Source organism: Paraburkholderia sediminicola (assembly GCF_046026675.1).
GTDB lineage: Bacteria > Pseudomonadota > Gammaproteobacteria > Burkholderiales > Burkholderiaceae > Paraburkholderia > Paraburkholderia sediminicola_F.
This window is the reverse complement of the sequence record NZ_JAQQEY010000001.1, coordinates 3,967,064-3,991,698: the sequence shown is the minus strand read 5'-3', so window position 1 is coordinate 3,991,698 and position 24,635 is coordinate 3,967,064. Positions and strand designations below refer to the sequence as shown.

Annotated in this window: 14 protein-coding genes, 2 tRNA genes and 3 rRNA genes; 16 read left to right on the top strand and 3 right to left on the bottom strand. The window is 59.6% G+C overall.

What is annotated here, in order from left to right:
- Positions 1 to 16: 16 nt before the first annotated feature.
- On the bottom strand, positions 17 to 1,717 hold the full coding sequence (gene paaN / locus PQQ86_RS17425; RefSeq protein WP_408269053.1) for a phenylacetic acid degradation protein PaaN: 1,701 nt from the start codon (positions 1,715 to 1,717) through the stop codon (positions 17 to 19).
- 133 nt (positions 1,718 to 1,850) lie between these two features.
- Here paaN and PQQ86_RS17420 point away from each other — a divergent pair, with 133 nt between their 5' ends.
- The 6 genes from PQQ86_RS17420 to rrf all read left to right on the top strand — a co-directional run bounded on the left by PQQ86_RS17420 (position 1,851) and on the right by rrf (position 8,491).
- Complete coding sequence (locus PQQ86_RS17420; protein ID WP_408269050.1) at positions 1,851 to 2,627, top strand: enoyl-CoA hydratase; 777 nt, start codon at positions 1,851 to 1,853, stop codon at positions 2,625 to 2,627.
- Positions 2,628 to 3,124: 497 nt separating this feature from the next.
- A 16S ribosomal RNA gene (locus PQQ86_RS17415) occupies positions 3,125 to 4,654 on the top strand.
- 63 nt (positions 4,655 to 4,717) lie between these two features.
- Positions 4,718 to 4,794 (top strand) — tRNA-Ile (locus PQQ86_RS17410).
- Positions 4,795 to 4,872: 78 nt separating this feature from the next.
- Positions 4,873 to 4,948: transfer RNA gene (locus PQQ86_RS17405), tRNA-Ala, on the top strand.
- 342 nt (positions 4,949 to 5,290) lie between these two features.
- Positions 5,291 to 8,168 (top strand): 23S ribosomal RNA (locus PQQ86_RS17400).
- Positions 8,169 to 8,378: 210 nt separating this feature from the next.
- A 5S ribosomal RNA gene (gene rrf / locus PQQ86_RS17395) occupies positions 8,379 to 8,491 on the top strand.
- The 16S, 23S and 5S rRNA genes sit together here with 2 tRNA genes alongside, the layout of an rRNA operon.
- A 271-nt stretch (positions 8,492 to 8,762) precedes the next feature.
- Here the strand turns inward: rrf and PQQ86_RS17390 are convergent.
- Positions 8,763 to 9,959, bottom strand: a complete 1,197-nt coding sequence (locus tag PQQ86_RS17390) for a M20 aminoacylase family protein (RefSeq protein WP_408269048.1) — start codon at positions 9,957 to 9,959, stop codon at positions 8,763 to 8,765.
- 176 nt (positions 9,960 to 10,135) lie between these two features.
- On the opposite strand from PQQ86_RS17390, the gene PQQ86_RS17385 reads away from it, so the two are divergent.
- The gene (locus tag PQQ86_RS17385) at positions 10,136 to 12,214 is read left to right on the top strand and encodes a molybdopterin-containing oxidoreductase family protein (protein WP_408269046.1); all 2,079 of its coding nucleotides are present in this window, start codon (positions 10,136 to 10,138) and stop codon (positions 12,212 to 12,214) included.
- Positions 12,215 to 12,361: 147 nt separating this feature from the next.
- Positions 12,362 to 14,035: a long-chain fatty acid--CoA ligase gene (locus PQQ86_RS17380; protein ID WP_408269043.1), complete on the top strand. Its 1,674-nt coding sequence runs from the start codon at positions 12,362 to 12,364 to the stop codon at positions 14,033 to 14,035.
- A 209-nt stretch (positions 14,036 to 14,244) separates the two neighbouring features.
- On the opposite strand, the gene PQQ86_RS17375 is transcribed toward PQQ86_RS17380, so the two are convergent.
- On the bottom strand, positions 14,245 to 15,429 hold the full coding sequence (locus PQQ86_RS17375) for a porin (protein WP_408269040.1): 1,185 nt from the start codon (positions 15,427 to 15,429) through the stop codon (positions 14,245 to 14,247).
- 302 nt (positions 15,430 to 15,731) lie between these two features.
- Here PQQ86_RS17375 and coq7 point away from each other — a divergent pair, with 302 nt between their 5' ends.
- From coq7 to mraY, 8 genes are all read left to right on the top strand, one after another.
- Positions 15,732 to 16,364, top strand: a complete 633-nt coding sequence (gene coq7, locus PQQ86_RS17370) for a 2-polyprenyl-3-methyl-6-methoxy-1,4-benzoquinone monooxygenase (RefSeq protein ID WP_408269037.1) — start codon at positions 15,732 to 15,734, stop codon at positions 16,362 to 16,364.
- Positions 16,365 to 16,876: 512 nt separating this feature from the next.
- Positions 16,877 to 17,305 (top strand): division/cell wall cluster transcriptional repressor MraZ, encoded by a 429-nt coding sequence (gene mraZ / locus PQQ86_RS17365; protein WP_408269034.1) that lies wholly within the window; start codon positions 16,877 to 16,879, stop codon positions 17,303 to 17,305.
- Between the two features lie 15 nt (positions 17,306 to 17,320).
- Positions 17,321 to 18,274, top strand: a complete 954-nt coding sequence (rsmH, locus tag PQQ86_RS17360; RefSeq protein WP_408269031.1) for a 16S rRNA (cytosine(1402)-N(4))-methyltransferase RsmH — start codon at positions 17,321 to 17,323, stop codon at positions 18,272 to 18,274.
- Positions 18,271 to 18,621, top strand: coding sequence for a cell division protein FtsL (ftsL, locus tag PQQ86_RS17355; RefSeq protein ID WP_097390478.1), 351 nt, complete (start codon positions 18,271 to 18,273; stop codon positions 18,619 to 18,621). The genes rsmH and ftsL overlap by 4 nt, the downstream gene beginning before the upstream one ends.
- Positions 18,618 to 20,483, top strand: coding sequence for a peptidoglycan D,D-transpeptidase FtsI family protein (locus PQQ86_RS17350; protein ID WP_408269028.1), 1,866 nt, complete (start codon positions 18,618 to 18,620; stop codon positions 20,481 to 20,483). Before ftsL ends, PQQ86_RS17350 begins: the two co-directional genes overlap by 4 nt.
- Entirely contained in the window at positions 20,480 to 22,027 is a 1,548-nt protein-coding gene (locus PQQ86_RS17345) for a UDP-N-acetylmuramoyl-L-alanyl-D-glutamate--2,6-diaminopimelate ligase (protein ID WP_408269025.1), read from the top strand. The genes PQQ86_RS17350 and PQQ86_RS17345 overlap by 4 nt, the downstream gene beginning before the upstream one ends.
- Positions 22,024 to 23,436, top strand: coding sequence for a UDP-N-acetylmuramoyl-tripeptide--D-alanyl-D-alanine ligase (locus PQQ86_RS17340; RefSeq protein ID WP_408269022.1), 1,413 nt, complete (start codon positions 22,024 to 22,026; stop codon positions 23,434 to 23,436). The genes PQQ86_RS17345 and PQQ86_RS17340 overlap by 4 nt, the downstream gene beginning before the upstream one ends.
- A gap of 17 nt (positions 23,437 to 23,453) precedes the next feature.
- Positions 23,454 to 24,623, top strand: a complete 1,170-nt coding sequence (mraY, locus tag PQQ86_RS17335; protein ID WP_097390474.1) for a phospho-N-acetylmuramoyl-pentapeptide-transferase — start codon at positions 23,454 to 23,456, stop codon at positions 24,621 to 24,623.
- Positions 24,624 to 24,635 lie beyond the last annotated feature (12 nt).

The window sequence follows — 24,635 nt, the reverse complement described above, 5'->3', positions numbered from 1 at the left end:
TTTTGTCTTATGCCATTCAGCCAGCTACCGCCGGTGCCACTTTCGGTTCAACATGAACGCGACTTTGAACGACGCGGAAGCGGTTCGCGACGAAGGCTGCGTCGGCCAGCGCGGCATTTGCGGCCGGGTTTGCGCCCGTGCCGTGGAAGTCGGAGAAAGCCGCCGATTGATTGACGAATACGCCGCCCGTCAAATTGATCGAGAGTGCTACGCCGCCGCGGATCGATGCTTCGTGCGCTTCGTCGAGCACGGCTTCGTCCGTGCTGTAGACCGACAGCGTCAGTGCACCGTGTTCTGCAGCGATTGCGCCGGCAAGGTCGAGCGACTGCGCTGTCGAGTCCGTTGCGATCACGAATGAGATCGGGCCGAACCATTCTTTGGTGAACTGCGCGTGGTCGGTGGCGGCGTCCAGTTGGAGCACGAGCGGCGTGCGCACACGAGCGCCGGCAAAAGCCGGATGTTCCAGCGATTGGCTTTCTACTAAAACGCGGCCGAGCTTGCTGGCTTCCTCGATGCGCTGGGAGACACCTTCGTTCTGGATCGCGCCAAGCAGTTCAACGGCGCGAGCCGGGTCGACGACCAGTTTTCGCACGGCGCCGGCGATAGCCTGAGCGACATCGTCGAAGCCGAGCGTGCCTTCAGCGGTGCGGATGCCGTTGCGCGGCACATAGACGTTTTGCGGCGCGGTGCACATTTGTCCCGAGTACAGCGCGAGCGAGAAGGCGATATTGCGAGCGGCGGCTTTGATGTCGTCGACCGAGTCGATCACGATCTGGTTGACACCGGCTTTTTCGGTGTAGACCTGAGCCTGGTGTGCATTGCGCTCGAGCCAGGTGCCGTTTTGAGTGCTGCCCGTGAAATCGATCAATTTGATTTCGGGGCGAAGAGCCAGGTCCTGAACCAGCGCGCCATCGTTCGGTTCGGTGGCCAGCAGCGTAACGACGTTCGGATCGAATCCGGCTTCGCGCAGCACATTGCGTGCGATGCGCACGGTTAGCGCGAGCGGCAGAATCGCGCCCGGGTGTGGCTTGACGATGGCAGTGTTGCCGGTGGCCAGATCAGCGAAGAGGCCCGGATAGCCGTTCCATGTCGGGAAGGTGCAGCAGCCGAGCACGAGGCCGGTGCCGCGCGGCACGACGGTGTAACGCTTGTGCATCGCAAGCGGCGGATTTTTGCCTTGCGGCTTTTCCCAGTGGGCGTTGGCGGGAATACGGCGCAGCTGGTCCCACGCGTACACGACCGCTTCGAGCGCACGGTCTTGCGCATGCGGGCCGCCGGCCTGGAAGGCCATCATGAATGCCTGGCCGGTCGTGTGCATCACGCTGTAGCCGATTTCGAAGCTGGCGCGATTCACGCGCGCGAGAATTTCGAGGCACACGCCGATCCACGCCTGCGGGCCGGCTGCGCGCCAATCGGGCTGTGCCGCAGCGGCTGCGGAGATCAACGCGTCAGGATCGGCCTTCGGATAGCGCACGCCGAGAGGGAACCCGAACGGCGAGACTTCAGCGCCGACGGTTTCTCCGGTCGACGGCTGGTCCAGTTCGAACGTCTTGTTCAGAAGCGCTTTGAATGCGGCTTCGCCGTCTGCGCTAGCTGTTTCCCCGTACACTTTCGGACTGGGCATCTCGACGAACGGACTCCAATAGCCGCGCGTTTCAACCGCGGTGAGTGCCTTTTGCAGCGTGTCTTCGTGCTTGGTGAATAGCGGATGTGTCATGGCAGAGGGGCTTGGCTGTACGTTGGGGAAAGCCTGTCGAATAATTGACCGACCGGTTGGTTGGTGAATGGTAGCATTACTGAGACGGCTGCGCGAAGCGTTTTTTGCGCGCCATTAACCATTAGGAGGCGGCATGGCTTACGAGAACATTCTGGTTGAGACGCGCGGGCGGGTGGGTTTGGTCACGTTGAATCGCCCGAAGGCGTTGAACGCACTGAACGACGCGTTGATGGACGAACTGGGCGCAGCGCTGCGGGAGTTCGATGCCGACGCCGCGATTGGGGCGATCGTGGTGACGGGCAGCGAGAAGGCGTTCGCCGCTGGAGCCGACATCGGCATGATGGCGACCTATACCTATATGGACGTCTACAAAGGCGACTACATCACCCGCAACTGGGAAACCGTGCGCTCCATCCGCAAGCCGATTATTGCTGCTGTGGCGGGCTTTGCGCTCGGCGGCGGTTGCGAGCTGGCGATGATGTGCGACATCATTCTCGCCGCCGATACCGCAAAGTTCGGCCAGCCAGAAATCAAGCTGGGCATCATGCCGGGGGCTGGCGGCACGCAACGGCTTCCGCGCGCAGTCTCCAAGGCGAAGGCAATGGATCTCTGCCTGACCGCCCGCTTCATGGACGCTGCCGAGGCTGAGCGTGCCGGATTGGTCTCGCGGGTGATTCCCGCGGCTTCGCTGCTTGACGAGGCGGTGGCTGCGGCCGCGACCATCGCTGAATTCCCGTTGCCGGCGGTGATGATGATCAAGGAATCGGTCAACCGCGCATACGAAACGACGCTCGCAGAGGGTGTGCATTTCGAGCGCCGCCTCTTCCATTCGCTCTTCGCTACGGAAGATCAGAAGGAAGGGATGGCCGCGTTCGTTGAGAAGCGCAAACCGGTTTTCAAGCATCGTTAATACGCTTGTCAAAATAACGCTTGCAAGGGGCGGTGCGGCTCGCTAGAATCTCGCTCTTTCGTGCTCCGGACAGCGGGGCGCGGGAAGCGGGAGAGCCAGCAGTGGCAAGGCTTTGCGCGAAGTGGGCGGGTTCAGGAAGTTGGAAAAACCTGTTGACGGCGTAGCGAAAGTTCTTCATAATCTCGTTTCTCTGCTGCTGATGCAGCGACGCAGAACGAAGCGGTGCCGGGTGGTTGGGGTTGATGCCTCGCGGTGCTGGTTCGGTGGTGAATGCGGACTCGATCTTTAAAAATTAACAGCCGATAAGTGTGGGCGCTTGATGCGCGACGCGAGCCGGACTCTTCGGGGTCTGGCGACAAGCGAAAGTATCAAGTCTCACACGAGTATTAAAGGAAGGTTTTCCTGTCGGGGTGGATTCACGCCGGCAGGAGGATCATTCGTCAGTACGTTGAGTGAGCGACCGGTCTCGGAAGAGACCGAAAAACAGTAACAGGTTTGAACTGAAGAGTTTGATCCTGGCTCAGATTGAACGCTGGCGGCATGCCTTACACATGCAAGTCGAACGGCAGCACGGGAGCAATCCTGGTGGCGAGTGGCGAACGGGTGAGTAATACATCGGAACGTGTCCTGTAGTGGGGGATAGCCCGGCGAAAGCCGGATTAATACCGCATACGCTCTACGGAGGAAAGGGGGGGATCTTAGGACCTCCCGCTACAGGAGCGGCCGATGGCAGATTAGCTAGTTGGTGGGGTAAAGGCCTACCAAGGCGACGATCTGTAGCTGGTCTGAGAGGACGACCAGCCACACTGGGACTGAGACACGGCCCAGACTCCTACGGGAGGCAGCAGTGGGGAATTTTGGACAATGGGGGAAACCCTGATCCAGCAATGCCGCGTGTGTGAAGAAGGCCTTCGGGTTGTAAAGCACTTTTGTCCGGAAAGAAAACCTCTGCCCTAATATGGTGGGGGGATGACGGTACCGGAAGAATAAGCACCGGCTAACTACGTGCCAGCAGCCGCGGTAATACGTAGGGTGCAAGCGTTAATCGGAATTACTGGGCGTAAAGCGTGCGCAGGCGGTCCGCTAAGACAGATGTGAAATCCCCGGGCTTAACCTGGGAACTGCATTTGTGACTGGCGGGCTAGAGTATGGCAGAGGGGGTAGAATTCCACGTGTAGCAGTGAAATGCGTAGAGATGTGGAGGAATACCGATGGCGAAGGCAGCCCCCTGGGCCAATACTGACGCTCATGCACGAAAGCGTGGGGAGCAAACAGGATTAGATACCCTGGTAGTCCACGCCCTAAACGATGTCAACTAGTTGTTGGGGATTCATTTCCTTAGTAACGAAGCTAACGCGTGAAGTTGACCGCCTGGGGAGTACGGTCGCAAGATTAAAACTCAAAGGAATTGACGGGGACCCGCACAAGCGGTGGATGATGTGGATTAATTCGATGCAACGCGAAAAACCTTACCTACCCTTGACATGTATGGAACCTGGCTGAGAGGTCGGGGTGCCCGAAAGGGAGCCATAACACAGGTGCTGCATGGCTGTCGTCAGCTCGTGTCGTGAGATGTTGGGTTAAGTCCCGCAACGAGCGCAACCCTTGTCCCTAGTTGCTACGCAAGAGCACTCTAGGGAGACTGCCGGTGACAAACCGGAGGAAGGTGGGGATGACGTCAAGTCCTCATGGCCCTTATGGGTAGGGCTTCACACGTCATACAATGGTCGGAACAGAGGGTCGCCAACCCGCGAGGGGGAGCCAATCCCAGAAAACCGATCGTAGTCCGGATCGCACTCTGCAACTCGAGTGCGTGAAGCTGGAATCGCTAGTAATCGCGGATCAGCATGCCGCGGTGAATACGTTCCCGGGTCTTGTACACACCGCCCGTCACACCATGGGAGTGGGTTTTACCAGAAGTGGCTAGTCTAACCGCAAGGAGGACGGTCACCACGGTAGGATTCATGACTGGGGTGAAGTCGTAACAAGGTAGCCGTATCGGAAGGTGCGGCTGGATCACCTCCTTTCTCGAGCTAACGTGTCGAACGTTGAGCGCTCACGCTTATCGGCTGTGAACAGGACAGACTCAGGGGTCTGTAGCTCAGTTGGTTAGAGCACCGTCTTGATAAGGCGGGGGTCGATGGTTCGAATCCATCCAGACCCACCACTGTTTCTGCGGTGGCTGCGCTGATCACTGAACCCCCTGGGGCTATCAATATACGGATAGCAGTATCCGTGTATGACTGGGGGATTAGCTCAGCTGGGAGAGCACCTGCTTTGCAAGCAGGGGGTCGTCGGTTCGATCCCGTCATCCTCCACCAATCTTCAATGCCGGTTTTACTGCAGCGGCCCTGAAAGGGATTTGCGGTGTAGTGAAACAGGCATTGGCGATTGAGCCAGTCAGAGTGATACGCGGTTATAGCAACCGCGCTATCGGCTGTCGTTCTTTAACAATCAGGAAGAAGTAGTAAAGAGATTCACGAAAGGACATCTAGAGATGGGTGTGTGAGTAGGTGAATCAGGGTTGTGATTGTATCAATGTATGAAAAGGGGAATCGAAAGATTGCTCTTGGAATACGGCGCAACACGAATACTCAACCTGTAGCGACTGTGACGAAACACTTCATTCCCCGTGGATGCAGTGCGAGACACACCCGTTATAGGGTCAAGCGAACAAGTGCATGTGGTGGATGCCTTGGCGATCACAGGCGATGAAGGACGCGGTAGCCTGCGAAAAGCGGGGGAGCTGGCAAACGAGCTTTGATCCCCCGATGTCCGAATGGGGAAACCCACCTCTTTTGAGGTATCCGTAGCTGAATACATAGGCTACGTGAAGCGAACGCGGTGAACTGAAACATCTAAGTAACCGCAGGAAAAGAAATCAACCGAGATTCCCAGAGTAGTGGCGAGCGAAATGGGACCAGCCTGTACTCTTTATCTTCATTGTTAGTCGAAGGCTCTGGAAAGTGCCGCCATAGCAGGTGATAGCCCTGTAGACGAAAACAGCGAGGAAGAACTGGGTGTACGACAAGTAGGGCGGGACACGTGAAATCCTGTCTGAAGATGGGGGGACCATCCTCCAAGGCTAAATACTCGTGATCGACCGATAGTGAACCAGTACCGTGAGGGAAAGGCGAAAAGAACCCCGGGAGGGGAGTGAAATAGATCCTGAAACCGCATGCATACAAACAGTAGGAGCCTCCTTGTGGGGTGACTGCGTACCTTTTGTATAATGGGTCAGCGACTTACATTCAGTGGCAAGCTTAACCGATTAGGGCAGGCGTAGCGAAAGCGAGTCCGAACAGGGCGATTCAGTCGCTGGGTGTAGACCCGAAACCAGGTGATCTATCCATGGCCAGGATGAAGGTGCGGTAACACGTACTGGAGGTCCGAACCCACTAACGTTGAAAAGTTAGGGGATGAGCTGTGGATAGGGGTGAAAGGCTAAACAAACCTGGAAATAGCTGGTTCTCTCCGAAAACTATTTAGGTAGTGCCTCGTGTATCACCTTCGGGGGTAGAGCACTGTCATGGTTGTGGGGTCCATTGCGGATTACTACGCCATAGCAAACTCCGAATACCGAAGAGTGCAATCACGGGAGACAGACATCGGGTGCTAACGTCCGGTGTCAAGAGGGAAACAACCCAGACCGCCAGCTAAGGTCCCCAAATATTGCTAAGTGGGAAACGAAGTGGGAAGGCTAAAACAGTCAGGAGGTTGGCTTAGAAGCAGCCATCCTTTAAAGAAAGCGTAATAGCTCACTGATCGAGTCGTCCTGCGCGGAAGATGTAACGGGGCTAAGCAATATACCGAAGCTGCGGATGCACATTTATGTGCATGGTAGGAGAGCGTTCCGTAAGCCTGCGAAGGTGCATTGAAAAGTGCGCTGGAGGTATCGGAAGTGCGAATGCTGACATGAGTAGCGATAAAGGGGGTGAAAGGCCCCCTCGCCGTAAGCCCAAGGTTTCCTACGCAACGTTCATCGGCGTAGGGTGAGTCGGCCCCTAAGGCGAGGCAGAAATGCGTAGCTGATGGGAAGCAGGTTAATATTCCTGCACCATTGTTAAATGCGATGGGGGGACGGATCGCGGAAGGTTGTCCGGGTGTTGGAAGTCCCGGTCCTTGCATTGGAGAAGGCGCTTAGGCAAATCCGGGCGCGGAATTCAAGGGTGCGAGGCCATTCACTTCGGTGAAGAAGCAACTGGAAGTGGTTCCAAGAAAAGCCTCTAAGCTTCAGTTTAACAAGACCGTACCGCAAACCGACACAGGTGGGCGAGATGAGTATTCTAAGGCGCTTGAGAGAACTCGGGAGAAGGAACTCGGCAAATTGGTACCGTAACTTCGGGATAAGGTACGCCCCTGTAGCTTGATGCGCCTGCGCGCAAAGGGTGAAGGGGTTGCAATAAACTGGTGGCTGCGACTGTTTAATAAAAACACAGCACTCTGCAAACACGAAAGTGGACGTATAGGGTGTGACGCCTGCCCGGTGCCGGAAGATTAAATGATGGGGTGCAAGCTCTTGATTGAAGTCCCGGTAAACGGCGGCCGTAACTATAACGGTCCTAAGGTAGCGAAATTCCTTGTCGGGTAAGTTCCGACCTGCACGAATGGCGTAACGATGGCCACACTGTCTCCTCCCGAGACTCAGCGAAGTTGAAGTGTTTGTGATGATGCAATCTCCCCGCGGCTAGACGGAAAGACCCCATGAACCTTTACTGTAGCTTTGCATTGGACTTTGAACCGATCTGTGTAGGATAGGTGGGAGGCTATGAAGCGTGGACGCCAGTCTGCGTGGAGCCGCCCTTGAAATACCACCCTGGTTTGTTTGAGGTTCTAACCTTGGTCCGTTATCCGGACTGGGGACAGTGCATGGTAGGCAGTTTGACTGGGGCGGTCTCCTCCCAAAGTGTAACGGAGGAGTACGAAGGTACGCTAGGTACGGTCGGAAATCGTGCTGATAGTGCAATGGCATAAGCGTGCTTAACTGCGAGACCGACAAGTCGAGCAGGTGCGAAAGCAGGTCATAGTGATCCGGTGGTTCTGTATGGAAGGGCCATCGCTCAACGGATAAAAGGTACTCTGGGGATAACAGGCTGATACCGCCCAAGAGTTCATATCGACGGCGGTGTTTGGCACCTCGATGTCGGCTCATCTCATCCTGGGGCTGTAGCCGGTCCCAAGGGTATGGCTGTTCGCCATTTAAAGAGGTACGTGAGCTGGGTTTAAAACGTCGTGAGACAGTTTGGTCCCTATCTGCCGTGGGCGCTGGATATTTGAAGGGGGCTGCTCCTAGTACGAGAGGACCGGAGTGGACGAACCTCTGGTGTACCGGTTGTCACGCCAGTGGCATCGCCGGGTAGCTATGTTCGGAAGAGATAACCGCTGAAAGCATCTAAGCGGGAAACTCGCCTTAAGATGAGATATCCCCGGGCTTCGAGCCCCTTGAAGGGTCGTTCAAGACCAGGACGTTGATAGGTCAGGTGTGGAAGCGCAGTAATGCGTTAAGCTAACTGATACTAATTGCCCGTAAGGCTTGATCCTATAACAGGTGTGTGTCTCGACCAGCGCTTACGCTGGTCCGATCCCCGAAGGGGATACGTGTGAACCCCCGGATGGGGGAGCAGAACACACAGGTTGAGATCGATGTTGTGCACGATACGCACAACCCAAAGTAATACCGAGAGGCATCCTCTCAGCTACTTCTTCCAGATTGGTTGTATTGCTCCACGAGCAGTACGGCAACAAGTCATGCCTGATGACCATAGCGAGTCGGTCCCACCCCTTCCCATCCCGAACAGGACCGTGAAACGACTCCACGCCGATGATAGTGCGGATTCCCGTGTGAAAGTAGGTAATCGTCAGGCTCCCCAGCAGCACCAGAAACCCCACCCCGCAACGGTGGGGTTTCTGCGTTTACCGGCGCAAAAAGCGGGCATCCGAAAACATCGCCACCGCAAGACTTTGACCGAAGCGCTCCGGGGCTGCCGGTGTCACTCCTTCCCGACCCGCAGTGCGTTCGCGTAACCCGTCAGATCCAGACAAGCACGTCCGACGTCAGTACCACCGCGTGTTGACATACGCGCGGCTGCAGCGACGGCCGAAGCATAAACCGTCGACCGGATCCATTAAGCCGCCTTAATTCTCCTGTGCCAGAAATCGTTGTGCTAGCCGGACCCAATACGTCGAGCCGATTGGCAATAGCTCGTCGTTGAAGTCATAGCTCGCGTTGTGCAGCATGCAAGGCCCGGCACCATGTCCTGAGTCCCGGTGGCCACCGTCGCCATTACCGAGAAATGCGTAGCAGCCCGGCTTCGCCAGCAGCATGAACGAAAAATCCTCGGCGCCCATTGTCGGTTCGACCGCGTCGTCGACATTCTCCGCGCCGACAATTTCCTTCATGACCGCCGCCGCGAAGCGGGTTTCTTCACTACTGTTGATGGTCGGCGGATAGTTTCGATGGAAGTGGATATCGACCGAGCAATCGTAAGCCTCGGCCGTGCTCTGGGCGATCTTGCGCATGCGCGTTTCGATCAGATCGAGCGTTTCGGTGGTAAACGTCCGTACGGTGCCTGCGATCCACGCATCGTCCGGGACGACATTGAGGGCGTCGCCGGCATGAATCTGGGTGATCGACAACACGGCGGTATCGAGCGGTTTCTTGTTTCGCGTGATGATGCTCTGCAGCCCGCTCGCAATCTGAACCGCAGTGAACACGGGGTCGCGACCATTGTGCGGCAGTGCCGCGTGTGAACCCACGCCTTTAATTTCAATGCGAAATTCGTTGCTGGACGCCATGATCGGGCCTTCGGTCACGCCGAAGTGGCCCGACGGCATGCCCGGCCAGTTGTGAATGCCGAAGACCGCATCGACCGGAAACTTCGTGAACAGGCCATCGTCGATCATTGCCTGTGCGCCGGCGCCGCCTTCTTCTGCCGGCTGAAAGATGAATACGATCGTGCCGTCAAATTCTCCGTATTTGACCAGATGCCGCGCTGCGCCGAGCAGCATCGCGGTATGTCCGTCATGGCCGCACGCGTGCATTTTGCCGTCGTTCTGCGAGCGATGGTCGAAGCTGTTTAGCTCCTGAATCGGCAGCGCGTCCATGTCGGCGCGCAGTCCGATCGAGCGCGATCCGTTGCCGCGCTTCAGTACGCCGACTACGCCCGTTTTGCCCAATCCGCGATGAGTTTCGATTCCCCAGGACTCAAGTGTCCTGGCAACCAGATCCGCTGTTGCTGTTTCTTCGTAACGCAACTCGGGGTGGGCATGAATTGTTCGTCGGAGGGTTTGAATTTCGCCGTGGGCGGCCTGGATTTCTGGGATCAGTTTCATGATGGTGCACTTGTGCTTTGCTTTGCGTGGAATCGCTCGGGGCCATATTGCCCGGGCACGTTGATAACCGATTCTACGCCGAAGGCGTTTTTGGCGGCACCATGCAGGTCAACGGGCCACGGAAGTAATAAAATTCGGGATTGCTCACCGCTTAACGCTCTCCTGACGGATCGCCGATGAATGCTCCGACTGAATTCGCCCGCGCCGTGTGTCCGCACGATTGCCCGGATACCTGCGCGATGCGCGTGACCGTCGAAGGCGGACGGGTGATCAAGGTCGTCGGCGACCCCGATCACCCGCCGACTCAAGGCGCGCTATGTACCAAGGTCAGCCGCTACGCCGAACGGGTGCACCACCCGCATCGGTTGACGACACCGATGAAGCGCGTCGGCCGCAAAGGCGAAGGCCGTTTTGAGCCGATCAGTTGGGATGAGGCGTTTGAGTTGGCCGCAACACGCTTGTCGGAGATCGCGAACCGCGCGTCCGAAGCCATCATGCCCTACAGCTACGCCGGCACAATGGGCCTGGTTCAGGGCGATAGCATTGCGCAGCGGTTCTTTCACAAACTTGGCGCATCGCAGTTAGACCGCACGATTTGTGCAGCCGCCGGTGCGGCGGGATTGAAGTACACCTACGGCGCCGGCATAGGCATGCTCACCGAGTTTTTCGGCGAAAGCGAGGTCATCCTGATCTGGGGCTCGAATCCCATCGCGTCGAACCTCCACTTCTGGACACTCGCTCAGGAAGCCAAGCGCCGCGGTGCAAGGCTGATCGCGATCGATCCGTACCGGTCGCTGACGGCGGAAAAATGCCACCAGCACATTGCACTGAAACCCGGAACTGACGGCGCTTTGGCGCTCGGCATGATGAACGTGTTGATCACGGAAGATCTGCTCGACCACGCCTACATCGCGGCCCATACGCTGGGCTTTGCTGAACTGAAGGCCCGCGCGCTCAGTTATCCGCCGTCACGGGCTGCTGAAATCTGCGATGTCGACGAGCAGATGATCGTCGATCTTGCGCGCCTTTACGGCAGCACGAAAAAGGCCGCGATCCGGATGAACTATGGCCTGCAGCGGGTGCGTGGCGGCGGTAACGCTGTGCGCGCAATTGCCTGCTTGCCTTCGCTGACAGGGGCATGGCGCGAGCGGGCAGGCGGTGTGTTGCTGTCTTCCGGCGGATGGGCGCCGGTGGATTCGCACGCGTTGCAGCGCCCGGACCTGATGCCGGGCTGGCCTGCCAAGACTTCGCGCGTCATCAATATGAACGCAATCGGCGATGCGTTGTTGCATCCGGGCGATGCCACATTCGGTCCGAAAGTCGAGGCGATCATCGTCTATAACTCGAATCCGGTGGCGGTCGCGCCGGACTCGGAACGGGTCGCCGCAGGTTTTGCACGCGAGGACCTGTTCACGATCGTCCTGGAGCACTTTCAGACCGACACCGCGGACTACGCTGATCTACTTCTGCCTGCCACGACGCAGTTGGAGCATCTCGACGTACACAAGTCGTACGGACACACACACGTGATGGTCAATTTGCCGGCGATCGCGCCGGTTGGCGATGCACGCCCGAACACGGAGATCTTCCGCGGCCTCGCGCGCCACATGGGCTTGCAGGAGCCGGCGCTTTACGAGAGCGACGACGCTATCGCGCAGTCTGCTTTCCGCTGGAACGACAAAACGCTGGAAGGAGTGAACTGGGAGTCGCTAAAGAAAACCGGCTGGGCCGCGCTGAACCTGCCTGAAGCGCCATTCGCCGAGGGCGGCTTTCGCACGCCGTCGGGTAAATGCGAGTTCTTCAGCGAGCGCCTCGCGCAGCAAGGGCTCGATCCGTTGCCCGACTACCTTCCGCCTTACGAATCCGAAGACGGTGCGCCTGAGCTCGCCGCCCGTTACCCGCTCGCGATGATCTCGCCGCCTGCTCGCAACTTCCTGAACAGCACTTTCGTGAACATCGAAAGCCTGCGTTCGACGGAAGGCGAGCCGCACCTGGACATCCATCCGTCCGACGCGCAGCAGCGAAACATCGCCGACGGTGACCAGGTGCGCATATTCAACGATCGCGGCGCGATGCGGGCGCGCGCCCGTGTCACCGACAAGACACGTAAAGGGCTCGTGGTCGGCCTGTCGATATGGTGGAAGAAGCTCGCGCCCGACGGCTGCAACGCCAATCAGGTCACCAGTCAGGCCCTCACCGATCTGGGCGGATCGGCAACGTTCTACGATTGTCTCGTCGAAGTCGAACGCGCCTGAAAACACGTTCAAAAATCTCGCGGCAACGGCACTCAACGGGTTCGAGGTTGCAGTCTAACCTAGCCGCTTTTCGCGAATAGCACAGGGATGCCCATGCTACGATGCATTTTTAGCACGACCATTCGAAAATAAAGGAGGAGACGCTGCATGGACAAAATCTGGCTGAAATCTTATCCACCCGGCGTTCCCGCAGAGATTGACCCGACTCGCTATTCGTCCGTCGCCGAACTGCTCGAAGAAGCCTTCCGCGACCATCACGCCAAACCGGCGTTCGTCTGCATGGGCAAGGAGATCAGCTATGGCGAGCTCGACGAGCTCTCGCGCAAGCTGGCCGCGTGGTTTCAGTCGAAAGGCCTCGCCCGCGGCGCGCGCATCGCGATCATGATGCCGAACGTGCTGCAATATCCTGTCGCGATTGCGGCGATCTTGCGCGCGGGGTACGTGGTGGTGAATGTGAACCCGCTCTACACCCCGCGGGAGCTCGAGCATCAACTCAAGGACAGCGGCGCGGAAGCGATCATCCTGCTCGAAAACTTTGCTGTCACGCTGCAGGCGATTGTGCGCAATACGTCGATCAAGCACGTCGTCGTCGCCGCAATGGGCGATCTGATGGGCATGAAGGGCACGCTGGTGAACTTTGTCGTGCGGCGCGTGAAGAAGATGGTGCCGGCGTGGAGTCTGCCGGGCCACGTTAAATTCAACACCGCGATTGCCGAGGGCGGCCGTCAGAATTTCAAGCCGGTCCAGCAAGGTCCGGACGACGTCGCGTTTCTGCAGTACACGGGCGGCACGACCGGCGTGGCCAAGGGCGCGACGCTTTTGCATCGGAACCTGATCGCCAACGTGCTGCAGTCGGAAATCTGGCTCGATCCGGTTCGCGCTAACCGCAAGGACATTGATCAGTTCGTCACGGTTGTTGCGTTGCCGCTTTATCACGTCTTTGCGCTGACGGTCTGCGGGCTGCTAACGATCCGTACCGGTGGCCTCGGCGTGCTGATTCCAAATCCGCGTGACATCCCCGGCATGATCAAGGCGCTGGAAGGCTATCCGATCACGACGATTCCCGCCGTCAACACGCTGTACAACGCGATGTTGAACAGCCCGGACTTCCACAAACTCGACTTTTCGAAGCTGATCGCAGCAAATGGTGGCGGTATGGCGGTGCAGGAAGCGGTCGCCAAGCGCTGGTTCGAGCACACGCATACGCCGATCATCGAGGGCTACGGTCTGTCGGAGACCTCGCCGTGCGTCACCTGCAATCCGGTCACCGTCACGGAATATAGCGGCACGATCGGTTTGCCGCTGCCGTCGACGGAAATCTCGATTCGCGACGATGACGGCAACGAGGTGCCGCTCGGCCAGCCGGGAGAAATCTGCATCCGAGGCCCGCAGGTGATGGCGGGTTACTGGAACCGCCCGGACGAAACCGCCAAGGTCATGACGCCGGATGGCTTCTTCAAATCGGGCGATGTCGGCTTGATGAACGAAAATGGCTTCGTCAAGATCGTCGATCGGAAGAAGGACATGATTCTGGTCTCCGGCTTTAACGTCTACCCGAACGAGATCGAAGATGTGGTCGCCAAGATGCCGGGGGTATTCGAAGTCGCCGCGGTCGGTGTGCCGGATCAGCATTCGGGAGAAGCGGTAAAGCTGTTCGTCGTGAAAAAGGACCCGGCGCTCACTGATGCGGACATCTTCACCTACTGCAAAACGCAGTTGACCGGCTACAAGCGGCCGAAGATCGTCGAGTTCCGGACTGAACTGCCCAAGAGCAATGTCGGCAAGATTCTGCGTCGCGAGTTGCGCGACGGTCGGGCGTAAGCGCATCAGGCTCATCGGCCCGGCCAAAGCCGACACGAAGTAACGCATTGCGTGAAAGAAAGAGAAAGGCCCGGCAGACGAAAGTCTGCCGGGCCTTTCTCTTTGAGTCGTCGTATTCCCGTAAAAGAGCGGACCGCGCCACGCGGCGCGCAACCATAAAAAAAGGCGCCCGAAGGCGCCTTTGAGGCAAACTGCTTTATTACGACTTATTAGAACTTGTGGCGGATACCAACGCGAGCTGCGAGTTGGTTCTGGTTCGACGAACCCGACAGGCCGTTGATGCCAGCCGTTGCGTTGACCGTAGCACCCGTTGCGCTCAGCGTTTCGCCCAGAGCGTGTTGGTACACACCGATCACGTACACGTCGGTACGCTTGGACAGGAAGTAGTCCACGCCGAGCGAGCCTTGGTGGTACTGAGCACGCGATGCGCCGTTGATTTCCGCGCCGCGCGTGTAGTCATACGCTGCGCCGACCAGCAACGCCGGGGTCAACTGATACTTGAAGTTGAGTTCTGCGTTGTTGAACGTAGCCGATTGGCCCTTAAACGGCGATGCGAATGCCACGCCCAAGTTGGCGAAGCGGATGTTCGAGTACGTCGCACCGATCGTTGCTGCGCCGAACGTGTATGCACCGCCTGCGCCGATCACCTGGTACGTGTTAGCCGAAGCGAAGCCAGCGTAGACCGGCGACTGCACGGCGAAGTTCGACAGAGCACCCGTATTCGTCGATGCCGTGCCGCCGTTGTTGAACAGGCCGCCCGAAGCTGCCGGAGTGCGCGCGTTCAAGTAGCCAACGCCCAAGACCAACGGACCGTTGTTGTAGCCAGCGCCCAACGACCAGATTTGGTTGCCGGTAATGTTGCCAGCCTGGCCGCCGAAGCTGTACGTGCCGCCGAACGTCAAGCCGCCGTAGTTTGCGCTCGTGTACTTGACCGTGTTGTTCGTGCGGTACGCGTTGTTGAAGTTATCGATGTCACCCGGGTGAGCAGCGATGTAGCCGCCCCACTGGTCACCGGCTTCCAGCGGGCCAACGTAGTCAACCACGGAGTCGTATTGACGACCCAGCGTGACCGTGCCGAACTGGCTCGACAGGCCGACGTAAGCTTGACGACCGAACATCAGGCCGCCTTGACCCAGCTTGCCGTTGTTCACGTCAAAGCCGTTTTCCAACACGAAGATTGCCTTCAGACCGCCGCCCAGATCTTCCGTGCCGCGCAGGCCGAAACGCGAGCCTTGCATGACGCCGCTGGACAGGTTGTACAGGTGCTTGCCAGCTGAGTTGGTGTTGATGTTGAAGCCTTCATCAATAATGCCGTACAGGGTCACGCTGCTCTGAGCATGTGCGACGCCTGCGAATGCGCCCAGTGCTGCGAGAGCGAGAAGCGACTTTTTCATCGAATGATCTCCAAGGATTACGAATCTTTTGTACAAGGCGAATATTTGTCTAGCGTTGAGGCCTTGCTTGTCCAACTTCGCGAGAAGTTGCACGTAATGTAACAAAAGGCATACATGGCACAAAGAAAAAGGAGACGGCCAGGACCGGTCCTGTTTCGTTTACGCAACATGGTCTAAAATCTGAAATTGGCCGTCGGAATCGTTTGAATTCAAGGTCTTCGCGAAGCCGGGTTTACCCAGCAAAGCCTTATCGCGTGGACCTGTCAGCGCGGCGCGGCGGTTGTCGAATCAGGGAGTGCTGAATGTTTCTGGACGAGTTGATTAGCGAGTTTGATCGGGGTTTACGCTCAATGACCGGCGTGTCGAGGATGAGTCGTCCGTTGCCTGTTCCGCAAGAATCGGCGGCTGAGCCTGCCGAACTCTCCCCGGCGGAACGCGCGCATGCGGCCGGTTTGATGCGTGTGAACCACGTCGGTGAGGTGTGCGCCCAGGCGCTTTACCAGGCTCAGAAACTCGCGACCAGGTCGCCGTCCTTGCGAGCTGTGTTTAATCACGCTGCCATAGAAGAAGAGGATCATCTGGCGTGGACCGCCAAACGCCTCGAAGCGCTCGATTCGCGTCCAAGTCTGTTGAACCCGCTCTGGTATACAGGCGCGCTGGCAATCGGCCTCGCTGCGGGCCGCCTCGGTGATCGGGTGAGTCTCGGCTTCATGGCCGAAACCGAGCGCCAGGTCGAGCAGCATCTGGATAGCCATCTGGATCAGTTGCCCGCGGCCGACCGCGAGTCGCGCGCGATCGTCGAACAAATGCGCGTAGATGAAGCGGGGCACGGTAAATCCGCTATGGACGCAGGTGGCGTCGAGTTGCCGTTCCCTGCGCGTGCGCTGATGCGGGCGGTATCGAAAGTCATGACCCGCACTGCCTATTACCTATAAGTTCGCGACCTCTGCTCACGCACCGCCTGAGAGTGGGACGGCGCCTCGCGCGCCGTCCGCCCGAAATACCCGGAACGCCAGCAAACACCTCCCGATCCCGCTTCACGATCTCTTACATTCCGCGCCTTTCCCTCGCGCTTTTCACGTATCACCTTCACAAGTTTCACTAGCTCATTCATTTATAACGGTTTTCCGTTTTATGCCTGACGTGAAGGAGTCGCGCTAAGTCCTTGTTCTAACAAACAAAATTCGCTCGAAAAGCGTCTATCTCCCTTGACCCCTGTTTAGCGTTACTCTAAAGTGGGAGACAGTGTGAGAAAGTGTATTTTTGTGTGATCTCACGGGCGGTTTCGGGTAGATTTTCACGAATCGGACAGTCGGCGAAAAAACGCCGACCGCAACTAGGTTGCATGGGACCAGAGTAAATGCTCTGCATGGGGCCCGGGTAAGCGCTAAAGCGCTAACTCGGGCGACAGCTGAAGCGCTAACTCTGGCCGACATGGGAGAGCGAAGTGTTCCAAGGGGCGTCGGCGCTGACGCTCGATGCGAAAGGGCGGATGTCGATTCCCTCTCGTTATCGGGATGCGCTGCAAACACAGGCAGAGGGCCGGGTGACGATCACCAAGCACCCGGACGGCTGCCTGTTGCTCTTTCCGCGTCCGGAGTGGGAGATCTTCCGCGACAAGATCGACAAGCTGCCTATGAACGCGGCCTGGTGGAAGCGCATTTTTCTCGGCAATGCCATGGACGTCGATATGGACGGCGCGGGCCGCGTGCTCGTGTCGCCGGAATTGCGCGCGGCCGGCTCGCTGGAAAAGGAAGTGAACCTGCTCGGCATGGGTCGTCACTTCGAGCTGTGGGACGCACAAATTTACGCAGCAAAGGAACAGGCAGCGATCGCCGAGGGCATGCCCGAAGCGTTAAAGAATTTCACGTTCTGATCGCGGACTACATATATGGCACCTGCGATGGGAAACGAATTGCAGCATCGTACGGTGCTGCTGGAAGAGGCGGTCGAAGCGCTGGTCACACGCGCGGACGGCGTTTATGTGGACGGTACGTTTGGGCGCGGCGGTCATAGCCGCCTGGTGCTGGAGAAGCTGGGTGAAGCGGGACGCCTGATCGCGTTCGACAAAGACCCGCTCGCCATTGCCACGGCTCAGCAGATTACGGATCCGCGCTTTGGCATCGTGCACGAGAGTTTTGCTTCACTGCGTGACGCGATTGCGGAGCGCGGAGTAGGGCGGGTGTCGGGTGTTTTGCTGGATCTGGGCGTGTCGTCGCCGCAAGTCGACGACCCGGAGCGGGGTTTCAGTTTCCGCGCCGACGGCCCGCTCGACATGCGGATGGACCCGACGCGCGGCGAGTCTGCTGCTGACTGGCTGGCGCGGGCCACGGTGCAGGAACTGACGGAGGTGATACGAGATTATGGGGAAGAACGGTTTGCTTTTCAGATTGCAAAGGCGCTTGTTGCTCGCCGGGCAGAGTCCGACCGTCTTGGGCCTCTCGTCAGCACGGGCGAGCTTGCCCAAATCGTGGCTAACGTCGTCAAAACCCGTGAGAAGGGCAAGGATCCGGCAACCCGCACCTTTCAAGCTATACGGATTCACATCAATCAAGAGCTTGCGGAGCTGCAAGTCGTTTTAGAAGCAGCGTTGTCGCTGTTGGAGCAAGGGGGGCGGCTGGTGGTCATCAGCTTTCATTCGCTCGAGGACCGGATCGTCAAGCGATTCATGCAGGCGCACGCCAGTACGCCCACGGTGGACCGCCGTCTGCCGATTCGTGCAGTCGATCTGCCGAGCCCTCCGCTCAAAATCATTGGCCGCGTGTTCGCCAGCGACGCTGAAGTCGCCGCGAACCCGCGCGCCCGTTCTGCCGTGATGCGTGTGGCGGAGCGGATCGCGCCATGAGCCGCCTCAATATCTTCCTGCTGATGATCGTGATGGGCTGCGCTTTGTCGGTCGTTAACGCCACCAATCAGCAGCGTCAGATCTTTATCCAGTTGCAGCGCGCGCAATCGCAGGAGCGCCAACTGCAGCAGGATTATTCACAGCTTCAATATCAGCAGAGTGCATTGTCGAAGACGTCGCGCATCGAGCAGATCGCCACTGATTCGCTGAAGATGCAATCGGTCACGACCGGGCGCACCCAGTACCTGACGCTCGACCCGGGTGCCGCCAAGGCTGAGGACGCACCGATCCCGACCTCCGGCCCGGCGTCGGCGCCGGTCGCGACCCGTCGCGGAGGCGTGCGATGAAAAAATCGTCGACTCGCAAAAGCGTCGCCTTTTCGGCGAACCCGATCCTGTCTGTGCGTCTGCCCATGTGGCGCTCGAAACTCGTCGTGTTCATGCTGTTCATGGCGTTTGTCGCGCTGACCGCGCGCGCCTTCTGGATTCAGGGGCCGGGCAATGCCTTCTATCAGAAGCAGGGTGAAATCCGCTATCAGCGCCGGCTCGAGCTGCCGGCCACGCGCGGCAAGATTCTCGACCGCAACGGCCTCGTGCTCGCCACGAGTCTGCCGGTGCGCGCGATCTGGGCGATCCCCGACTCGGTGCCGGACGACCTCGGCGCCGACAAGCTAAACCAGCTCGGCAAGCTGCTCGGTATGACGAACAAGGAGTTGCGCGCCAAGCTGTCCGAGGACAAGAACTTCGTCTATGTGAAGCGGCAGGTGCCGGTCGACGTCGCCGAGAAAGTCACCACGCTGGACATCCCCGGCATTTATGCGCGCGACGAGTACAAGCGCTTCTATCCGGAAGGCGAGATCACGGCTCACCTGATCGGCTTCACCAATGTGGAAGACGAAGGCCAGGAAGGTGTCGAACTCGGCGACCAGAAGTTGCTGGCCGGCATGTCGGGCAGCCGCCGCGTCATTAAAGACCGCATGGGCCACATCATCGAGGACGTGGACGAACAGGTCGTGCCGCATAACGGCCAGGACGTCGATCTCTCGATCGACAGCAAGATCCAGTACATCGCCTATACGAACCTGAAAGCGGCCGTCGAGAAGTTCAAGGCGAAGGCCGGCGCGGCAATGGTGATCGACGTGCGGACCGGCGAAGTGCTCGCACTGGTTAACTACCCGACGTACAACCCGAACGACCGTTCGCACCTCACGGGCGACCAGCTGCGCAACCGCATTCTCACGGACACCTTCGAGCCGGGTTCGATCATGAAGCCGTTCACGGTGTCGCTCGCGCTCGACCTGCACCGCGTGACGCCGACTACACTGGTAGATACGGGGCCGGGCCGCTTTGTGCTCGACGGTGCGCCGATTACCGACGACAGCGCGTTCGGCGTGCTGACGGTAGGCGGCGTGATCCAGAAGTCGAGCAACATCGGCGCGACGAAGATCGCCATGCAGCTCAAGCCCGAAGAGATGTGGAACATGTACACCAGCATCGGTCTCGGCCAGGCGCCGAAGGTCGGCTTCCCGGGCGCGGCGGCGGGCCGTCTGCGTCCGTGGAAGAGCTGGCGCCGCATCGAACAGGCGACCATGTCGTACGGCTACGGCTTGTCGGTGTCGCTGTTCCAGTTGGGCCGTGCGTATACCGCGATCGCGCATGACGGCGAGATCATGCCGGTGTCGATTTTCCGCACGCCTGGCGATCAGCCTGCAACGGGGCCGCAAATTTTCGCGCCCACCACCGCTCGCGAAGTGCGCGCGATGCTCGAAACCGTCACGGCGCCGGGCGGCACGTCGCCGGATGCGGCCGTGCCGGGCTATCGCGTCGGCGGCAAGAGCGGCACTGCGTACAAGCATGGCGCTCACGGCTACGATCACTCCAAGTACCGCGCTTCGTTCGTCGGCATGGCGCCGATGCCGAATCCGCGCATCGTCGTCGCCGTGTCGGTCGACGAACCGACGGCGGGTAGCCACTTCGGCGGTCAGGTGTCCGGTCCGGTGTTCTCGACGATTGTCGGCGACACGCTGCGTTCGCTGAATGTGCCGCCGGATATGCCGGTCAAACAGATGGTCGTGTCGGACGACTCCGCGCCTGCCGCGCCGAGCGCACCGCCCTCGCCCGCAACGGTCAAGAAACTTTCCACCAGCGCCGGCGCGAAGAAAATGACGATTTCCGCCAACGCGAAAAGCCATCCCGGAGTTGTGCGATGAGCGCGCTGCGTAAGAAGCACCCAGCGCACCGGCAAATTGCCGACGCACTCAACTGGCTGCACGCTCGCGTGCAGCCAGGCGCGCATCTGCACGCCGACACGCGTTCGCTTGCTGCTGGCGACGCGTTTTTCGCCTATGCGGTCGACGGCGCGGACAACCGCCCGTTCATCGAGGGCGCGATCGAGCGTGGCGCGGCAGCCGTGCTGGTTCAGCCCGAAGGCTTTAGCGGTGCGATCGACTCGTCCATGACGCTGGCCGTGCCGGCGTTGAACGAACTCGCCGGTTCGATTGCGAGCGCCTGGTATAACGATCCGAGCGACGGCATGCTGGCGGTCGGCATCACCGGCACGAATGGCAAGACCTCCTGCAGCCAATGGATTTCGGCGGCCTTGACCGCGCTCGGCAAGCGTTGCGCGATCATCGGCACGCTTGGCACCGGCCTGCCGGGTCAACTCGTACACACCGGCTTCACGACGCCCGACGCGCCGCAACTGCAACGCAGTCTTGCGCAATTGCGCGACGCCGGCGCCCAGGCGGTGGCGATGGAAGTGTCGTCGCACGCGCTGCATCAAGGCCGCGTGAACGGCACGGCGTTCGACATCGCTGTTTTGACGAATCTCACGCAAGACCACCTCGACTATCACGGTACGTTCGAAGCCTACGAAACCGCCAAGACGCGCCTGTTCGCATGGCCGGAACTGCGCGCGGCGGTGATCAACCGTGACGACGCCGCCGGTCGCCGTCTGCTCGCGAGCACGAAGGGTCATGCTCGCACGATCGCCTACGGTCTCGACGAAGCCCTCAAGGACGCGCCGCAAGCCGACGCGTTGCTGCTCGCCTCGAACGTACGTGCCACCGCGACCGGCACCGCGTTCCATCTGAGCACATCCGACTGGGGCAACGCCGACGTCGAAGTGCAAACGCTCGGCGCTTTCAACGTCAGCAATCTGCTCGGCGTACTCGGCGCATTGCTTGCAGCCGATGTGCCGTTCGACGCCGCGCTTGCCGAACTGGCGAAGCTCGAACCGGTAAATGGCCGCATGCAACGTCTCGGCGGCCGCCTGCAGAACGACGAGCCCCTCGTCGTGATCGATTACGCGCACACGCCGGACGCGCTGGAAAAGACCCTGGAGGCACTGCGCCCGATGGCGGGCTCACGCGGTGGCGAACTGATCTGCATGTTCGGCTGCGGTGGCGACCGGGACGCGACCAAACGTCCACTGATGGGCGCAATCGCCGAGAAACTCGCCGACGGCGTGGTCGTGACCAGCGACAACCCGCGCAGCGAAGACCCGCAATCGATCATCGAGCAGATCACCGCAGGCATGAAAGACGCGTCGAAAGCGCGCCGCATCGAGGACCGCGCGAGCGCGATCCTGCAGGCGATCCGCAGCGCCGCGCGCGAAGACGTCATCGTGCTGGCCGGCAAGGGGCATGAAGCAACACAGGAAATCATGGGTAAGAAGCGCGCTTTCTCCGATCAGGACCACGCTCGCCTTGCGCTCGCCGCACGGGCGACGCACGCACGCGGAGGTGGGGAGTGACCATGTTCTCGCTGCGTGAAGCTGCTGCGCTGATCCCCGGCGCCACGGTGCTGGGTGACGACAACGTCACGTTCGAACGCGTTTCGACCGATAGCCGCAGCGCCGGTCCGGGTGATCTGTTCGTCGCGATCAAGGGTGAGCGTTTTGACGCGCACGACTTCCTGCCGGACGTGGCGTCGCGCAACGTCACGGCGGCGCTGGTGACGCGCACGCCTCAAGACTGGCACGTTCCCGCCTTGCGCGTAGCCGATACGCGTGTCGCGCTCGGCGCACTTGCGCGTGGCTGGCGGCGCACATTCAGCATGCCGCTGGTTGCCGTGACGGGCAGCAATGGCAAGACGACAGTCAAGGAAATGATCGCGTCGATCTTCGCCGCTGCGGTTGGCGCGGACGCACGCCTCGCAACTGCCGGCAACTTCAACAACGATATCGGCTTGCCGCTTACGCTGTTCCGCCTGCACGCCGCGCATCAACTGGCGGTGGTCGAACTCGGTATGAACCATCCGGGCGAAACCTCGCTGCTCGCGAAGATCGCCGAGCCAACGGTCGCGGTGGTGAACAACGCACAGCGCGAGCACCAGGAATTCATGGCGACGGTCGAAGCCGTCGCGCTCGAACACGCCAGCGTGATTCACGCGCTCACGCCTGAAGGCGTCGCCGTGTTCCCGGCCGATGATGCCTACGCGAGCATCTGGCGCGTCGCGGCAACCGGCAACCGCATCATCGACTTCGCCTTGAACACCGCCGAGCGTGTGACCGAAGCCGCCGTAATCGGCACGTTCGCCGGCAATGTTCTGAGCATCGACACGCCGGAAGGCCACGTCGACGTCACGCTGCAGGTGCTCGGCAACCACAACGCACACAACGCGTTGGCCGCGACTTCCGCCGCGCTCGCCGCAGGCGTGTCGCTCGACGCGATCAAGCGCGGCCTCGAATCGTTCGGTGCCGTGAAAGGCCGTTTGCAGGTGAAGCGCGCCGTGCTCGGCACGCTCGCCGGCGCAACCGTGATCGACGACACCTACAACGCGAACCCCGATTCGATGCGTGCGGCGATCGACGTGCTCGCGTCGCGCGAATCGCCGCGCGTGCTCGTGATGGGCGACATGGGTGAAGTCGGCGACAACGGCCCGGCGTTTCACCGTGAAATCGGTGCCTACGCCAAAGAACGCGGTATCGACGTGCTGTACGCCATGGGCGACGCCTCGCGCGACGCCTGCACCGCGTATGGCACGGGCGCGCATCACGTGGCCGATGTCGGCACGCTGGTCGCGCAATTGCAGCAGGCGGGTTTTGGCGCCGCTGCAACGCTTCTCGTGAAAGGCTCGCGCTTCATGCAAATGGAACGCGTGGTGGACGCCGTAACGAGTCCACAACCCAACGCAGCGGGCAATACGTCCGCTGCACATTGAAATAGAAGGACCGAAGCATGCTACTGGCGCTGGCGCAATGGCTGCAGAATGACGCAAGCTTCTTGCGCGTGTTCAGTTATCTGACTTTCCGTGCGGTGATGGCCACCATCACCGCACTGCTGATCGGGCTCGTCTGTGGCCCGGCTGTGATCCGTAAGCTGACCGCGATGAAAGTCGGTCAGGCCGTTCGCAAAGACGGTCCGCAATCGCACCTCGTCAAATCCGGTACGCCGACGATGGGCGGCGTGTTGATTCTGCTCGGCATCGCCGTGGCAACGTTGCTGTGGGCCGATCTGACCAACCGTTTCATCTGGATCGTGATTCTCGTCACGTTCGGCTTCGGCGTGATCGGCTGGGTCGACGATTACCGCAAGGTGGTCTACAAGGACCCGCGCGGGATGTCGTCGCGCGAAAAGTATTTCTGGCAGTCGGTGATCGGCCTGTTCGCAGCGGTGTATCTCGCGTTCAGCGTGTCTGAAGCGAGCAACGTGCGCGTGTTCGATCTGTTCATGGCGTGGGTGCGCAGCGGCCTGTCGATGGGCTTGCCGGCGCGCGCCGACCTGATGCTGCCGTTCGTCAAATCGATCAGCTATCCGCTCGGCGTGTGGGGCTTCATCGTGTTGACGTATCTGGTGATCGTCGGCGCGAGTAACGCGGTCAATCTCACCGACGGTCTCGACGGCCTCGTGATCATGCCGGTGGTGCTGGTCGGCGCATCGCTCGGTGTGTTCGCTTATGTGATGGGTAGCTCGGTCTATTCGAAGTACCTGCTGTTTCCGCACATTGCCGGTGCCGGCGAGTTGCTGATTTTCTGTTCGGCGATGGGTGGAGCGGGGCTCGCGTTCCTCTGGTTCAACACGCACCCGGCGCAGATGTTCATGGGTGACGTTGGGGCGCTCGCGCTCGGCGGCGCGCTTGGTACGGTCGCCGTGATCGTGCGTCAGGAAATCGTGCTCTTCATCATGGGCGGCATTTTCGTCGCGGAGACACTCTCCGTGATGTTGCAGGTGACGTGGTTCAAGTTCACCAAGCGCCGTTACGGCGAAGGCCGACGTCTCTTCAAGATGGCGCCGCTGCATCACCATTTTGAATTGTCGGGTTGGAAGGAAACGCAGGTGGTGGTGCGCTTCTGGATCATTACCCTGATGTTGTGTCTGTTCGGTTTGTCCACGCTCAAGTTGCGTTAAGTCGTATTTAGG